Genomic DNA, 14,133 nt, shown 5'->3' on the forward strand with positions numbered 1-14,133 from the left:
ATTTGAAAATCTGGAAAAATAAGTCATCCTTGGGGTATGTCGTACCTCCAAGAACTTTCTTTCTCATCGCAGCCGCAAAACACAGCTCGTCGAGGTGTGCGCTCCAAGGTTTTTCAACCTGATTTTTCAACACCAGAGCCACAGCAAAATCTTACTGCGCAGCAAATCGCGTTGGCCTATACGCCTATCAGTGGGCTTGTTCGTGCTAATGCCTATGCAGGTGCTGGAAAAACAGCCACCCTGACTGTGCTGGCGGCCAACAACCCAAACAAGCGTTGCGTTTATCTGGCCTACAACAAATCGGCCCAGCAAGATGCAGCAGCCCGGTTTGGGCGCAATACACGCTGCACCACAGTGCATGGCCTAGCGTTTGCATCTTGTGGCCGAAAATACGATCACAAATTGGGCAAAATCCGCGCCATCGACATTATTCGTCAAATGGGATTGTCGTGGGATTGGGGGTTTGCTAGTGCAATCATCGACACCATCGCCGCTTGGTGTGTGAGCGACTGGGACGATTTCCCAACAATGGCTTGCACGATCAATGGCCCGATGTACGGCAATCCCCGCGATCTGATCGAAGTTGCTGATGTAGCCAAGCTCGTGTGGGCGCGCATGTGTAACGAAAACGATCCCATGCCCATGTCGCACGATGGCTACCTAAAGCTCCACCAACTGAGCAAACCGCGAATCAATTGCGATCTACTCATGCTGGACGAAGCCCAAGACACAAACCCAGTAACTTGGGCCATTGTGCGCAGCCAAACTTGCCCGATTGTGATTGTGGGCGACCGCTATCAGTCCATCTACAAGTTCCGGGGGGCCATTAACGCAATGGATGCCGTCACCCCCGACCAAGAGTTTCCCTTGACGCAGAGCTTTCGGTTTGGCGAGCGTGTTGCCCGGATTGCATCCGAGTTACTTTGCGCCTATTACGATGAGACGGTTCCAGTCGAAGGCTTGGGGCCAGATACCTTGATTGCACCGCCGCCACCGGGGGCATCACACGCCGTTCTGGCCCGCACCAACGCCATCATTTTCCACCATGCAGCGCAATGCTTGCGCAGCGGTAGCAAGCTGGGGTTTGTTGGTGGCGTCAACGCCTATGGGTTCGAGAAGCTGTTAGACGCGTACAACCTGTCTGTTAATCGGCACGATATGGTTCGTGACAGCTTCATCCGCGATTTCGACAAGTTTAGCGACTTTGAGAAATACGCTACTGACAGCGGCGATATGGAAGCCAAGCGACAAGTCGAAATCGTTAAAACTTATGGAGCAAGCCTACAGACCATTATTCCGGAAATTCAACTATCCGCACAAACTGACCTTTCCAAAGCAGAAGTTGTTTTGGCAACGGCCCACCGTTCCAAAGGCATGACGGTGGATCATGTTGTTTTGGCAGAAGATTTTCCGGCGATTGTTTGCGACGAGGGAATGCTGTTTGATGAAGAAAATTTAGATAGGCAAGAAGTGAATCTACTCTATGTTGCCCTAACGAGAGCAAGAAAAACAATAAAAATCAATCAGACAACGCAGGATTTTGTTTTTGCGTGTGGGGCGTCTAGTGTGCTAAAGAAGTAGAGAAGAAAAATTGCAGTCGAATACAGAAGTATCCAAGCTGCTCCAACTTGCAGACCGCTACTGCATCGCCACCGGGGGCAGTGAGCAGGCCCGTGCCCAGTGGCGCATTGACATCGAGCAGACACCTCCCCATCTCTACCAAGGCTTGCGTGCCCATTTCCAGAAAGAGATGCCTGCGCCCGCGCCAGCCAAGCTATCAGCACCACCAAAGCAGGTGCCAGCCACTGCTGCGCTTGCTTGGCCTAAAGCTGATAAAGCCGATCAGGCTCATTTTTGGGGTTGTACCGAATGTCGCACCGGCAACAAGTGCGCCGAAGGTCAGCGCCTCAACGACTTATACATGGAAGTAGCCTTGCGCGAAGGCCGCCTCGTTGCCACCCGTTGCGCACCCAAAAAAACGACTGTCCATTGGTCTGTTCATGCAGCTTGGCGACAGGCAGATCGGGACTATGAAGCCCACCGCGCACAATGCCCAACATGCAAGGCCACCGCCCGTGGTCACAGCGCTCGTTGCGACGAAGGGACGCGCTTGTATGCTATTTATGAGCAAGGGTCGGAAAAGAAAAGGTTAATGTCGCAAAATTTTTTATCTAAGCAAAATTCAATTTCGGAAAATAATTATAAACATGGAGTTTTTCATGAAAAAGAAAACAATCATTGCACTTTTATCACTATGTGCATTAATAACGCAAGTGGCAGCGGAGCAAAAAAGTGATTATTCTCCTCTAATTAAGCAAGGCTACTCTAATTATAGGGAGGCATATAATCCAAATGCCAAGGTTGTTTACGAAAGTGGCGATGCGCTGCTAACGACATCCCATGCCGATCTTTCACTAGAAAGAGTGAAATTTTTTGTTCCTCCCGGAACTAAGCGTTTCACGGTAAGTTTCTTAACCTACTTGAGTTCGCAAGAGTCTAAAGCCACTGGTCGATTTCGGGATGTACCTACTAAAACAGCATCTGATGTTCAATCCGCGACGATGATTCGGAATACATCAAACACATTAGAAAGATTGGTGGCTGGAGAAGAATTGCCGTTTTACTCTCCGGGTGGAAGTGGTAATCTGGGAATTTCAGAACCTTACCAATTTGACACTTTTCAGGTAAATTCAGGAGGGTATATTTATTTGCATATACTTTCCGTTCCGGGGGGAATGGTGAAGACACTGCAAACCAGAATGGTTGTAGATGAAGTCTGCTATCGTAGTTGGTATGCGAATGCTAAATGGGATGCCCAAGGTAATCCAGACGAAAATGCCACCCACACCTGTGCAGGCAGCACAGGTGGTGGCAGCAGTGGTGGTGGAAACCAAGTCACCACGGCAGAGATTTCAGGGAAATCGGAAACTGTAGATGCCAATGGGAATTTGGTTATGAATTTCACGCTCAAGCGCCCTGCAAGCGAAACCAAAAGTACAAATCGAACCAGCTTCTGGATCGCAGCTTATGTGCCCGCAGGATTTCTACCCGAAGAAGCGTGGTTTTTCTTAACCCAAAGTGGGTGGTCGCAGTTGCTTTCGACAAATCCTTATGCGGTGGCTTATCGGAAATCGGAAACGCCCGTTGCGGAAAAAGTCTTCACTGTCTCTACGGGCCTGCCTGTAGCCGAGATGCGAAACTTTAATGCCAAATTGCACTTCGGGTACATGGGTAGCGATGGCGGATTCAAAGATATGGGGATGATTTGGTCTAGCAATTGATGGTGCGTCTACCGTGAGGCTTTGGATGCACTAGCCGCACTCGCATAGTCCACCATGCCCCAACCAAGGCAGGTGCGCTCCTCCAGAACAACCGGCCAAATTTGGCCGGTCTTTTTTTTGCCGCGATGATCCCAAGGCCACAGCCCCTTGCAGGCAATGGCCTCCTGGTCACAATGACGTGAGCCTTCAAACTTGCATTGGGCATTTTGGAGCTTAGGATTGGGCTGTAGCTATCGCATTGCATTGCCAGACAACACAGGCAGAACCCCAAGGACACCCATCCATGCCAAATTCCAAAGCGCGTATCACCGAAATCCGGCCAGCAGGCCCCGATCATCAAGTTCTGACCGTCGAAGGCAGCAAAAGCTCCAGCTATCGGCGCGAACCATGCCCTGATTGCCCTTGGTGCAAAGATTCGACTGGCATTTTTCCCGCAGAAGCATTCCGGCATTCGGCCTGCACGGCCTTTGATCTGAGCCGCAACATTTTTTCCTGCCACCAGTCTGGATCGAAGAAACCAGCCATTTGCGCGGGATTTTTGCTCAACGGTGCTGCAAACAATTTGAGCGTGCGGCTGAAACTGCATAAAGGAGAGATCGCTGACGATGTGGTCGATGGTGGCCGCGAGTTGCACGAAAGTTATCGGGCAATGGCGATTGCCAACGGTGTGCCCGAGAATGATCCAGCACTGGCTCGTTGCCGGGATGCGTAAATGCTAGACCACCAGAAATTGGCCGATTGGCTGACCCCGCTCGATCAGCTTGCTTTGGAATGCGACGGGTTGACGCGAGTAGTGTCTGCCTTGCTCACACGCGAAGGAATCGGGCATCAGGCGCACCAAGGGATGTTGCAGACCTCGCAAGGCCGTATTCTGCATTGCTGGGTTGAGCTGCCTGACGGGGCCATCTGCGACCTTCGTGCGAGGATGTGGCTTGGCGATGATGCGCCGCACGGCATCTTTCATCCAGACGAGAGCACTCACTACGAGAGTTGGGGGCAGCTAAAAAAAATTGAAATCAAAAACTCAAGAATTTTTCAATTTATTTTCGGTATCGACCTGAAATCTTATCCATTACTTGTTTGTTCAAAAAGGTAAAATTATGAAAATCAAAGAAGCACTAATAAAAAATCTCGCAAAATCGGTGTCTATTGTCGGATTTTTTGCATTTTCCTTTCTTTTTACCCCTTTTCTTTCTCAAAATAAACAATTGCTGTGACAGATTGGATTCTGGACTTTTGCGGCAACCGGATTTGCAACATCGATAATGAATTCTTCTTCAAATTGCATATCTTTTTTAAGTTATTCTGACTTTCCTAATAATTACTCACGAATTCCATAAGATGAAAGAAATCAAGCGAAATCTCGTTGCTGGAGTGGAGATCGAAAAATAATACTTTTGTGGTAATATATTAGAGAGTGTTAAATGAGAAAACTGGAGGTTTTATGAGTGCAAAAAAAGCAGCAATGGCGTTGCTGAATAATGATGTAGAATTGGCCGCTTTTGCCAAAAGTCTTGAGGCTCCTTCATGGGAAAACAGCAAAGAAGTTATCGAATATCTACAAGAGAACGTCATGAATACTTGGACGCTTACCCTAGTTGCTGACGCCACAGGATTTACTGAAGAACAAATCATTGCTGCACTATTGCATACTGATCAACTCAAGGTCGGCTCCACTTGCATATGCAAAGGAATCGCTAAAGAAATGTTTAATGCCTAAAAATTAAAAATTAAAAAGTAATCAAGGAAGATCATGTTAAACAAGCAAAATCCATTTCAAATTCTGGCAAAAGCAGTGATAATCGTAGGGGTAGTTGCACTTGTTTTTCTTTTACCTCCATTTTTTATCGAGAACAGCGATTGGTTGAAAAAAATTGGATTCTGGAGTTCTGTGGCAATTGGTGTTGGTACATCCATCCTTTTTCCTTGGGTTTGGCTCACAAGAAAGCAAATCACACTTGCGGAAGCCGAAAAAAGCAAAAAACTCGCAAGACTGCGTAAATCCATGTATTTCACAGCCGTCCTTGTTTTTGTTCTTCACTGCAATATCTTGACATCCATTTGTTCCAACTTTGGGCAGCTTGGCTCTCTTGGTCGCTACGAAAATTTTGCGGCCTATGGAATGATTGTGTCCGCCGCTATGCAATTTGCTTCTTTGGCTATGGATGCTCTTAAATCTTGGTTCTTTAATGGTGATGAGATTTGACTTTGCAGATGATTTGCTAAAATAAAGCAACCTCCCGAAGGAAAATTATGCCCCGATTCCGCAAACCACCGAAGTACGATATTGCCAATTCGATCCAAGTCTGGGTCGAAGATCGGAAACTGTACGCTTTTCCCGATAGCCAATTGGTCGTCCAAGAAGTTTGCGGACGTGCGGGAAAAACAGTTTGTCGGCCTGTAACCATCAAGCAAATTGAGGCGCAGGCACTTTCTCGTGCAGCAGAAAAAGTAGGGGTAGAACAAAATTCTCATCCCTGAAATGTTATTCATCAGCGAAGCAATCCAAGTCGATGCAGCCCAAGCTACAGTCTGGGTACACGCGCCAGACGGCAGCACCGTAGGCCGGTTTTCCAAGCGCTTTGGCATGGACGTTCACACCACCGTGACGGCCCAAATGGCGGGTGCGTCCCAGTGCCTCAATTGCACTCACGAGCCAGCGGGTGCGCGGGAATGGCACCTGTTCTGCGATCTCATCTGGCAGCACTACCAGATCGATGTGCCAAGAAGCTTACTTCAGTTCTGAGCCAGCGGAAACGGCTTAGATAAAGTTGCGGATAAAAAAACGATTGATCCGCACACTAAACCTCCAACTTTTACCAAAATGATCGAAGACTACCTCAATACCAACAATGCAAAATCACTGATTTTTCCAGAAATAGGTTTTCTAGGAACAATTGCATTGGGAAGCATCCGTATTGGTATAGATGCAACTCTATTCATAATATACGGCTCCATGAAAGTTGCAGTCGTATTTTTTGTTACAGCCCTATTCGTGGAGAAGATACTGAAATTCGCAGAAATCAGAGGTAACAAAAAAACTAACTATTGGCTGGAAAAAGCAGTGGATACTAAGGATAAGGTCGGGTGCATTGTCTTGTGGCTTTTGGCCCATTGTTTGATTATTGCGATGTTGCGCACAGTGAGCCAGTAAAGATGTTGCCGCAAGAATTACCCGACAAGCCAAAAGTTATGAACTGGAAAACTTGGACAGAGGAACTGTGCTGCACTTCGCAACAGGCCGTGGCTGATTTACTGCGGGGAGCGGCCCGCATTCACCTCTACGAGCGACTACCGCCGCACGGAATTCCTGTTGGCCGTGCAGCCTCTTGATGGCCGCCTAGTGGCCCGCCGCATCTTGTTGAGTGAACAATTGAAGTACCCCGCGATTTGATCCAATTTGACGGAGTTTTGGAAAATGGATAAAGCGATACCCTCATCGACAACGGCATCTCAACTGGTAGACGCCTTGCGAATAGTTGCATCAGCGGCATTCACTGTTTTGAAGTGGGTCGCATGGCTAGTTTCTATTGCCGCTTTCGCATTTCTAGTGTTTCATATCGCCCGCAGTCTTGGGGACTACCTTGTGGCGCTAGATAAAATTACCGTGATAGCAATAATTCCAGGCTTCTGCTTTTTCTCATGGACGATGACGTTATCCTGCATAAAGATGCCTCCAGAAAATAAGTTCTTGTTTTTTCTGAAGTTTTTCTCGATTGCATTTCCATCGCTCATATTTTTAGCTGGACTATTTATTACTCTCCCCGTACCCAATGGCAAAGATTACATCGTTCTTCTGCCATTGATCAGTGTGATGAATTTATCGATTCAGTTGGTTGTATTGTATTTATTGAGGGTGTACGGTAACAAATACTTTGAAAGTTCGACAAAGGATTGAAGCTATAATAAAATTTATACAGATCAAGTCCTCAATAATCTTGAGGGCTATCACATCAGCGGCGGCGTTGCAAGGAAACGCGAAGGTAAGAGTGGAACGAGTGGGAAAGCAAAAATAACCGGCGTGGCAACCGGAAGCCGCAACTTCCTGCCGACAGAAGCCCTTTGGCTTTTGAGCCTAGCTGGTATCAAGCCCAGTCCGCTGATGTGATAGTGAAGCGCAGGCTGATGCGCTATGAGAAAGAGCAGTTAATCACCCCACCATGAGAGCTAAAAACAGATGAACATGAATTATTCAGCAGTGATCGAACCCAATGTCGAAAGCGTGCCCCAGCATCCAGATGACGCTGCGGTTGATCGCTTCGCGGCGGCAATGAAAGAAAAACTCGCTCAAGCCCGCGCGAAGGGTCGTGGAGGTTGGGATAATCCAGCCCAGTGCAGCGTCGAAACGCTGGCGCGAATGCTTGTTGAGCATGTGGCCAAGGGTGATCCGCGAGATATAGCGAATTTTGCAATGATGCTTTATGAGCGCGGCGCAGACCCGCAGGTACTCGCACAAGCCAGTATGAACTTTTCAAGTTCATACTAAACCTGATCATGCACCGCACAAGATTGCAATCCACCGCACCCACCGCCCACGCCAGCAATCAGGCCACTATGCTGCTGCGCCTGAACAAGGAATTTGGCGTGGATACGGCCTCAGCCCAAGCCCTGACTGGGGCCGCATTGGACGATTGGATCGAGGCAGCTACCGAAGCCTTATTCGAGCGCGAGCATGCCGAGTTCAAGGCACAGTTGGCAGCACGCTAGACACAATGCAAGACCTCCCCAGCAAGCCCAAATTCGGTGATCCATGCAACGGCTGTGGCTATTGCTGCACACAGGAGCCATGCCAGTTGGCCCAAGAATTTTTGCACTGCACCGCAGGCCCATGCGTTGCCCTAGAAACCCGCGATGGCCGCACTGTCTGCGGCTTGGTACGCAACCCGCTGGGCTATCTGTACCACGCTGTACATCCACAAGCCAACGTCCCACTGGACGAGCTGCCCCTCGCAGAGGCCGCCACTATCGACCTTTCGCGGCAGATAGCCACCACGCTGGCCAACAGGCTCAAAGGCCCGCCTTGGCAGCCGCTATCACTTCCAGCGCCTTCGCTTCAGCCGCTTTCGTTTTTAGCCGATGATCCAGTACGGCTGATAGCACCCCAGCATCCGCCGCCGCTTCCACCGGATCGCGCTCCAATGCCGACAGCAGTGCATCCCGCAGCCAGACGCTGATACCTTGCTTTTCCGCAATTTCTCGCATTTCTTGATCGCTTGGCATCGCTTTCCTTCGGGCAATAAAAAAAGGCATATTCTAAGAACACGCCTTCCTGCTTTCCGGGGTGCGCTTGCACGCCATGTCCGGTTGTGACTGCCCGCCTTCTAAAAATCAATCGCCAATGTGGGTTCAGAAATCGCCCTCACAGTGGCTAATTGGAGGGTTAGAAACCTGCAAAAGAAAAAGGGCACCTCTAATAAAAGAGGTGTCCTTTTTCATTCCACCGCCGCAGCGGCACCGGAGTTACTCCGCTTTTTCGATCAAGAAATTTTCGCGGTTCTGACCATCGAGCCAGCGGGGAGCCTTACCACGACCAGTCCAAGTTTCACCAGTCGCATCATTGCGATACTTGGGCGCAACTTTGGCTTTAGCAGGCTTTTCTACACCGCCACGGCCTTCACCACGGCGAGTAGCGAAAAGGTCTTGTTCTGTCAGTTGGTACTCAGCAATCAGCTCACGAATGCTTTGAACGGCACCACTAATTTCTTTCGCACGAGCATCAGCAATCTGACGGTCGAGTTCTTTTTGCTGTTCCAGCAGTTCTTTGTAAGTAGCCATGAAGTTTTCCTCTGTTGGTTTGATGAATTATTATAAGCACAAGATTTACGCTTCGTGCAAAATTTCCGAAATTTCCTAAAAATTCAGCAACTTCTTTGGGTTGGAATGCACACCAAGATCAGGCTACAACAACTCAAATGCACGGAAACTTATCAGATCGAGCTATTGACCACACTGCAAATGATGGCATCATGGGGATTAGATTTGGAAAAACAAGGGGCAGCAATGGCAGTCAAGACAACTGGCGCAGAGTTCAGCGCCTTCTACTTCGATAAAGAATTTTGGCCCGGTAACACTTGGCACGAAGATGCAGAGATCACCATCAAAGTTAATGGTGAAGTCCTTGGCAACGACTTCGATTACGACGCAAATGAAGTGCCAGCCCATGCCGAAGTGGTGCTGTCTGGAGGTGTTGTCACGAGCGTCCGCATGGACAACCTAGGAACAATCGAATCGTACTTTCTGAAATGGAGAGATGCTATTAGGAGAAAAAATTGAACTGTGGCACCTGCAAACACTTTAGACCCACAAAAAATCCAGAAACCGGCAAAGCGCTACCTAGCCAGCTTGGCAAGTGCGCCTATCCCGTTCGGTGGCCCGACCTACCGCAAGCCTACGTTTTATCAAACAAGACCCTGATGTGGCCCAGCCCGCTGCCTGTCTCCAGAGGCAGTGGCAGCGAATGCAAGATGTGGGAACTGAAGCTAAAAACCAAGGCTCCCGTACAGCAGCAGAAAGATTTGTTTTCAGACTCAAAAAAAGGAAAAGGCAATGCCAATTAAACTTCTCACTGAAAAAGAAGGTTGGGCCTGCGTCACCTGCGATGGCGGTTGCGGTCGTAAAGTTGAGCTTCGTGCCAAGAAAATTCAGCCAGCGACCTTCTATATTTGCGACAGCAGAGAAGATGGCCGCAAGTGCTTTGAGGCAACGCCAAAACCGCCACTTGGGTTTTGCCGGGCCATCATATACGGTGCTGCCGCTCATTTTACGGGTCTGCGACACGAACCAATGTCTGCAACAGAGGCGGCAGCGGCGCTGCGAGCACAGGAAATTTTGGCTTCTGGATTAGCCAGACTGGCTATTGAAAAGGCGGCGGGGGTGCAAATTGAACCGAAGTGATGCCCTCATAAAAATCAAGAAGTGCCTCGCCCTGGCTGCCAGCAACAATCCGCACGAAGCCGCAGCAGCCATGCGCCAAGCGCAGAAACTGATGCAGCAGTTCCAAATATCGGAAACCGATGTTTCCCTCGCAGAGGTTTCCGAGGCCATTGCCAAGGCAAGAAATGTGCAACTGGTCGATTGGGAAATGTACCTTGCCCAGACGGTAGCCGAGGCGTTCGCTTGCAAAGCCTATGGCTCAGTTGTTAGCTCCTTCAGCGCGAATGCCCGCTTGGTGCGCGAGCGCCGCTACATTTTTGCCGGTCTTGGCCCAGCCAGCGAAGTCGCCGCCTATGCCTTTTCGGTACTCAGCCGCCAGTGCGCCAAAGACCGGAGGCTGCACATGGCGGCCCAGCCCAAGAACTGCAAGAAATCCACCGAATAGCGCGAGGGGCTCCATCCATTTGGGTTGGCCGCTTGCGGCCTAGAGGCAAAGCCGCCCCAATTGGCTGGAGGGGTAAGCGCCGCCAGCCGCAGGCTGGCTTCAGTCGTCCGGCCTGTCCTGCTGCTGGATGTACTGCTTGATGATTTCTAGCGGAGCACCGCCGCACGAGAGCACGCAATAGCTGCGCGACCAGAGCACCGGCTTGGAATACACGCCCGCAAGCTCCTGAGCAAACATCGTGCGCAACCTCCTGCTGGTGCCCGTCTTGAGTGCATTGACGAACTCAGCCAGTGCCGCCGTAGGAGGCAACTCAATGAGCAGATGCACATGATCAGGCTCTCCATTGGCTTCGATAAGCCTGCCGCCCCAAGCCGCACAGCGCTCTTTGGCTTGTACTTCAAACTCAGTCAGCATGGGGGCCGTTAGGCACTTGCGCCGGTACTTTGTTACAAGAACCAAGTGGTAGTTAAGTGCATAAACACAATGGTGTAGCTTGCTTAATTGCATGATGAAGGTATAGTAACCAATTATGAGCGAAGCCCGCAACCTGCGCAAAACAACCTATCGGCTGTACCCGACGCCGAAGCAGGCTGCTGCGCTCGGTGCCCTGCTGCGCTCACACCAACAGCTTTACAACGCAGCCTTGGAAGAGCGCATCAGCGCCTGGAGCAAGGCTGGTAAATCGATTTCCTACGCCGACCAATGCAAGAGCCTGACGCTGCTGCGCCGTGACCTGCCCGAGTGGGCCGATGCTGCCAACTGCTCCAGCCAGCAGATGACGCTGCGCCGCTTAGACAAAGCATTTGCTGCTTTTTTCAGGCGTATCAAGGCGGGCCAAACACCGGGCTTTCCGCGCTTTAAGTCACTGGGGCGTTTTCCCGGCTTCAGCTTCAAAAGTCATGGTGATGGTTGGCGCTTCACACCCGAAGAAGGCTGGAGGCATGGCAGTCTGCGCCTATCGGGCGTGGGACAAATCCGTGCCCGTGGTCAAGCCCGTCAGGGCGGCGATATTCGTGCCAGTGACATCCTGCACCGCGATGGCCGCTGGTATTTATCGCTGACCGTGGCCGTCGCCAGCCCAGAACGTACTAGGCATGCCGATGGCGCAATGGCTTACGACTGGGGCGTGGAAACATTTCTCAGTGGTGTCACGCACGCCGACGAAACCATCCAGATCAACAACCCGCGCTGGTGGCAACAGGAGAAGGATCAGATCATTCGGTTGCAGCAAGCCGTTTCGCGCAAGAGCAACAAGCGCTCTAACCGTAGAAAGAAGGCCGTGCGCCGCTTGGCCGCTGCTCGGGCCAAGGTAGCGCGCAAGCGGTTGGACTGGGCGCATCAGAAAACGGCAGCGCTGGCAGGCAAGTATGCCTTGGTAGCAACGGAAGAACTCACGCTCAAGAACATGACCCGCAGTGCCTCGGGCACTGTGGACGAACCCGGCGCGATGGTTGCCCAAAAGGCAGGCTTGAACCGGGAAATACTGGACACCGCTCCGGGGCTGTTCACTTCACTATTTCGCTACAAAGTGCTGGAAACTGGTGGCGAATGGGTAGATGCTCCAACCCGCAAGCTCAAACCAAGTCAGCGCTGCCCCCAGTGCTGGCATGTGACAAAAAAGCAGCTCTCACAAAGAATGCACTGCTGCGAACAATGCGGGCATCAGGAAAATAGAGATACGGCTTCAGCGCGTGTGGTATTGCGCTGGGCTTTGGAATCAATATCCGGTCAGGAACTGGCCGAGACGGGGGTTTATAGCTCCCGTGAAACTCCATCCTTTGCAAAGCATAGGGTGGAGTAGTTCATTGTTACTGCCAGAGGCGACACCTACGCCCAAGGCTGGGTGTGGGGCGTGAGGGATGCACTCATGGCATTTTCTGGCAGCAGCGATAACCAAGAGATCGTTGCGCGCTATATGGATTCCAAGTACGGTGTGGCAGAAACCGCCGAAGTAGCCAACCGCGCCAAAGGAAAAAATATCAAACGCACGGATTGGATCAACGGGAATGATGCGGGCCGCCAAGTGAAACTGGATCGTGGTATCACCGCATCCGGTGCGAAGGAAACGCCAACCTTGGCATATAGGTAAACATCGTGATCCAGATTAGCGAAATCATCAAGCAAGCAAAGCTGGGGCGCGCCCGAAAAGAAGCTCAAACAGATACCTGCACTGTATTTGCCGCCGCGCTTTACGACTTATTGCAGGCCCAGCAAATCCCTTGCAGCATGGCTTGCGTGCAAAGTGTCCACGGCGCACCTTGGGCGCATTTGTTGGTGGAGGTCGATGGGAAATTCTACGACTCGATGGGCGAGTTCTCTACCGAAATTTATCGCGTCAGAGCCAAGATTCATCCAACCGTGACAGTCCAACTCAAGTTCACGAAGGATTTTCGTGAAGAATGCTATGACCCTGAATTTGACGATCTTTATTTGTTTTATCTCAAAAAAATAGAGCAGGCACTGACTGCGTATGTAGACTGCAACAAAAAATCTGACCCTGTTGCGGCCTGTTGATTTTATTAACGTAATTAGGATAACCCGGTGCAATCAAAATCCACAACCAAAGAAACCATCCTGCAAGAAATCGGTTTCTGGAACTTGGATATTGATTCCGGGTGGCGCGCAGGAATGCTTGGGAAGGAACGATTCCTTGGTAAGTTGCGCGAGCGCCAAGCACCAGATCATCTCTACGAGCCACAAAACCAAGCAAGGCTTGCAGATTGGCTGATCGGCAGAAACAAAGCCAAGCAATTCCGAGAAGCAAAACTATGCCGCGAAGTTCGCTTTTCCGCGCAAGGCGATCAAGGCCCGGTATCTGGAAAATATAAAAGCTGGAGCATCAATCGGGGGAAAATTACCGAGCGTTTAATGGCGCAGCATGGGTGCTACGGGGACGTGATTTTCGATTATTATGAGGGTGGCCTGATCGTTCGATCTATCAGGTGCGGAATCTAGCCAGAATAGTTTCAGTTGCAACTAATTTTCGACCGGATAAATTTGGCCGATTAAGCATTTAGTTTGATTTTCAATGAAGAATAGTTTATGCAAATAACAAACAATGCCCGCCACCCTACCGTTACTGCGCACGGTATTTATGGATTTTTCCAAGAATACAGGTTCTTGTCTAACTTCGAGCCGTCCCCATTGCGCTTGGAAGGAACGTATGCTGATGGTCTAACTTATCCGACAGCAGAGCACGCTTACATGGCGCTCAAGTCGTTGGACATAGCGATGCGCGAAGATGTTGCTGAACTATCCACTCCCCAACAAGCTAGGGAGAAAGGGCAGATTATCGCACTGAGACCAGACTGGGAAAAATTCAAACCCCACGCCATGCTGGCTGTATTGCGAGCTAAATTTAGGCAGAACCCCGAACTCGCTTTAAGGCTCAAGCATACAAAAATGCTCTACTTAGAAGAAACGAACAATTGGGGCGATGTTTACTGGGGTGTAGATCAAAAAATTGGCCTGAACATGCTAGGCAAAACCTTGATGCAAGTTCGGGCCGAGTTGATTGACGGCAATGTAAAGTAA

The 14,133-nt window shown here is 50.2% G+C and carries 25 protein-coding genes; 21 read left to right on the forward strand and 4 right to left on the reverse strand.

What is annotated here, in order from left to right; translation table 11 throughout:
• Window positions 1-36 precede the first annotated feature (36 nt).
• From BMX55_RS11345 to BMX55_RS16225, 8 genes are all read left to right on the forward strand, one after another.
• Window positions 37-1,581 (forward strand): UvrD-helicase domain-containing protein, encoded by a 1,545-nt coding sequence (locus BMX55_RS11345; RefSeq protein WP_091457683.1) that lies wholly within the window; start codon window positions 37-39, stop codon window positions 1,579-1,581.
• Between the two features lie 10 nt (window positions 1,582-1,591).
• Window positions 1,592-2,296, forward strand: coding sequence for a hypothetical protein (locus tag BMX55_RS11350; protein WP_091457686.1), 705 nt, complete (start codon window positions 1,592-1,594; stop codon window positions 2,294-2,296).
• Complete coding sequence (locus tag BMX55_RS16220; RefSeq protein ID WP_143059655.1) at window positions 2,220-3,281, forward strand: hypothetical protein; 1,062 nt, start codon at window positions 2,220-2,222, stop codon at window positions 3,279-3,281. Before BMX55_RS11350 ends, BMX55_RS16220 begins: the two co-directional genes overlap by 77 nt.
• A gap of 283 nt (window positions 3,282-3,564) precedes the next feature.
• Window positions 3,565-3,993: a DUF6283 family protein gene (locus BMX55_RS11360; protein WP_091457796.1), complete on the forward strand. Its 429-nt coding sequence runs from the start codon at window positions 3,565-3,567 to the stop codon at window positions 3,991-3,993.
• Window positions 3,994-4,377 carry a hypothetical protein gene (locus BMX55_RS11365; protein ID WP_091457692.1) on the forward strand — a complete coding sequence of 128 codons (384 nt, stop codon included), beginning with the start codon at window positions 3,994-3,996 and terminating at the stop codon, window positions 4,375-4,377.
• A 348-nt stretch (window positions 4,378-4,725) separates the two neighbouring features.
• A complete protein-coding gene (locus tag BMX55_RS11370; RefSeq protein WP_143059656.1) occupies window positions 4,726-5,001 on the forward strand; it encodes a hypothetical protein in 276 nt (91 codons plus the stop codon).
• Window positions 5,002-5,034: 33 nt separating this feature from the next.
• Window positions 5,035-5,487 (forward strand): hypothetical protein, encoded by a 453-nt coding sequence (locus tag BMX55_RS11375; protein ID WP_143059657.1) that lies wholly within the window; start codon window positions 5,035-5,037, stop codon window positions 5,485-5,487.
• A gap of 47 nt (window positions 5,488-5,534) precedes the next feature.
• Window positions 5,535-5,762 (forward strand): hypothetical protein, encoded by a 228-nt coding sequence (locus BMX55_RS16225; RefSeq protein ID WP_143059658.1) that lies wholly within the window; start codon window positions 5,535-5,537, stop codon window positions 5,760-5,762.
• A 4-nt stretch (window positions 5,763-5,766) separates the two neighbouring features.
• On the opposite strand, the gene BMX55_RS16590 is transcribed toward BMX55_RS16225, so the two are convergent.
• Window positions 5,767-5,934, reverse strand: coding sequence for a hypothetical protein (locus BMX55_RS16590; protein ID WP_218144483.1), 168 nt, complete (start codon window positions 5,932-5,934; stop codon window positions 5,767-5,769).
• Between the two features lie 171 nt (window positions 5,935-6,105).
• Here BMX55_RS16590 and BMX55_RS11385 point away from each other — a divergent pair, with 171 nt between their 5' ends.
• From BMX55_RS11385 to BMX55_RS11400, 4 genes are all read left to right on the forward strand, one after another.
• Window positions 6,106-6,435, forward strand: a complete 330-nt coding sequence (locus BMX55_RS11385) for a hypothetical protein (RefSeq protein ID WP_091457704.1) — start codon at window positions 6,106-6,108, stop codon at window positions 6,433-6,435.
• 264 nt (window positions 6,436-6,699) lie between these two features.
• Window positions 6,700-7,179, forward strand: coding sequence for a hypothetical protein (locus BMX55_RS11390; protein ID WP_091457707.1), 480 nt, complete (start codon window positions 6,700-6,702; stop codon window positions 7,177-7,179).
• A 285-nt stretch (window positions 7,180-7,464) separates the two neighbouring features.
• Complete coding sequence (locus tag BMX55_RS11395) at window positions 7,465-7,767, forward strand: hypothetical protein (RefSeq protein WP_091457799.1); 303 nt, start codon at window positions 7,465-7,467, stop codon at window positions 7,765-7,767.
• A gap of 8 nt (window positions 7,768-7,775) precedes the next feature.
• The gene (locus BMX55_RS11400) at window positions 7,776-7,988 is read left to right on the forward strand and encodes a hypothetical protein (RefSeq protein WP_091457710.1); all 213 of its coding nucleotides are present in this window, start codon (window positions 7,776-7,778) and stop codon (window positions 7,986-7,988) included.
• A gap of 300 nt (window positions 7,989-8,288) precedes the next feature.
• Here BMX55_RS11400 and BMX55_RS11405 read toward each other — a convergent pair whose 3' ends face one another.
• Together BMX55_RS11405 and BMX55_RS11410 are read right to left on the reverse strand one after the other, a co-directional pair.
• Entirely contained in the window at window positions 8,289-8,531 is a 243-nt protein-coding gene (locus BMX55_RS11405; RefSeq protein WP_091457713.1) for a hypothetical protein, read from the reverse strand.
• A 210-nt stretch (window positions 8,532-8,741) separates the two neighbouring features.
• Window positions 8,742-9,056: an H-NS histone family protein gene (locus BMX55_RS11410; RefSeq protein WP_091457715.1), complete on the reverse strand. Its 315-nt coding sequence runs from the start codon at window positions 9,054-9,056 to the stop codon at window positions 8,742-8,744.
• Between the two features lie 54 nt (window positions 9,057-9,110).
• On the opposite strand from BMX55_RS11410, the gene BMX55_RS11415 reads away from it, so the two are divergent.
• The 4 genes from BMX55_RS11415 to BMX55_RS11420 are packed head-to-tail and all read left to right on the forward strand — an operon-like array spanning window position 9,111 to window position 10,599.
• Window positions 9,111-9,554 (forward strand): hypothetical protein, encoded by a 444-nt coding sequence (locus tag BMX55_RS11415; RefSeq protein ID WP_218144484.1) that lies wholly within the window; start codon window positions 9,111-9,113, stop codon window positions 9,552-9,554.
• Window positions 9,551-9,838 carry a hypothetical protein gene (locus tag BMX55_RS16230; RefSeq protein WP_143059659.1) on the forward strand — a complete coding sequence of 96 codons (288 nt, stop codon included), beginning with the start codon at window positions 9,551-9,553 and terminating at the stop codon, window positions 9,836-9,838. Before BMX55_RS11415 ends, BMX55_RS16230 begins: the two co-directional genes overlap by 4 nt.
• Window positions 9,828-10,175: a hypothetical protein gene (locus BMX55_RS16235; protein ID WP_143059660.1), complete on the forward strand. Its 348-nt coding sequence runs from the start codon at window positions 9,828-9,830 to the stop codon at window positions 10,173-10,175. Before BMX55_RS16230 ends, BMX55_RS16235 begins: the two co-directional genes overlap by 11 nt.
• Window positions 10,162-10,599 carry a DUF2786 domain-containing protein gene (locus tag BMX55_RS11420; RefSeq protein ID WP_177172886.1) on the forward strand — a complete coding sequence of 146 codons (438 nt, stop codon included), beginning with the start codon at window positions 10,162-10,164 and terminating at the stop codon, window positions 10,597-10,599. The genes BMX55_RS16235 and BMX55_RS11420 overlap by 14 nt, the downstream gene beginning before the upstream one ends.
• Before the next feature lie 99 nt (window positions 10,600-10,698).
• Here the strand turns inward: BMX55_RS11420 and tnpA are convergent, their stop codons facing one another.
• Entirely contained in the window at window positions 10,699-11,106 is a 408-nt protein-coding gene (gene tnpA, locus BMX55_RS11425) for an IS200/IS605 family transposase (protein ID WP_091457725.1), read from the reverse strand.
• A 22-nt stretch (window positions 11,107-11,128) separates the two neighbouring features.
• Between tnpA and BMX55_RS11430 the strand changes: the two genes are divergently transcribed.
• The 5 genes from BMX55_RS11430 to BMX55_RS11450 all read left to right on the forward strand — a co-directional run bounded on the left by BMX55_RS11430 (window position 11,129) and on the right by BMX55_RS11450 (window position 14,133).
• The gene (locus tag BMX55_RS11430; protein ID WP_091457727.1) at window positions 11,129-12,400 is read left to right on the forward strand and encodes an RNA-guided endonuclease InsQ/TnpB family protein; all 1,272 of its coding nucleotides are present in this window, start codon (window positions 11,129-11,131) and stop codon (window positions 12,398-12,400) included.
• 66 nt (window positions 12,401-12,466) lie between these two features.
• A complete protein-coding gene (locus BMX55_RS11435) occupies window positions 12,467-12,688 on the forward strand; it encodes a hypothetical protein (RefSeq protein ID WP_091457730.1) in 222 nt (73 codons plus the stop codon).
• A 5-nt stretch (window positions 12,689-12,693) separates the two neighbouring features.
• Window positions 12,694-13,113: a hypothetical protein gene (locus BMX55_RS11440; protein ID WP_177172887.1), complete on the forward strand. Its 420-nt coding sequence runs from the start codon at window positions 12,694-12,696 to the stop codon at window positions 13,111-13,113.
• Between the two features lie 27 nt (window positions 13,114-13,140).
• On the forward strand, window positions 13,141-13,554 hold the full coding sequence (locus tag BMX55_RS11445; RefSeq protein WP_091457732.1) for a hypothetical protein: 414 nt from the start codon (window positions 13,141-13,143) through the stop codon (window positions 13,552-13,554).
• Window positions 13,555-13,641: 87 nt separating this feature from the next.
• On the forward strand, window positions 13,642-14,133 hold the full coding sequence (locus BMX55_RS11450; RefSeq protein WP_091457735.1) for an NADAR family protein: 492 nt from the start codon (window positions 13,642-13,644) through the stop codon (window positions 14,131-14,133).

Origin of the sequence: Giesbergeria anulus (assembly GCF_900111115.1) — a bacterium.
GTDB lineage: Bacteria > Pseudomonadota > Gammaproteobacteria > Burkholderiales > Burkholderiaceae_C > Simplicispira > Simplicispira anulus.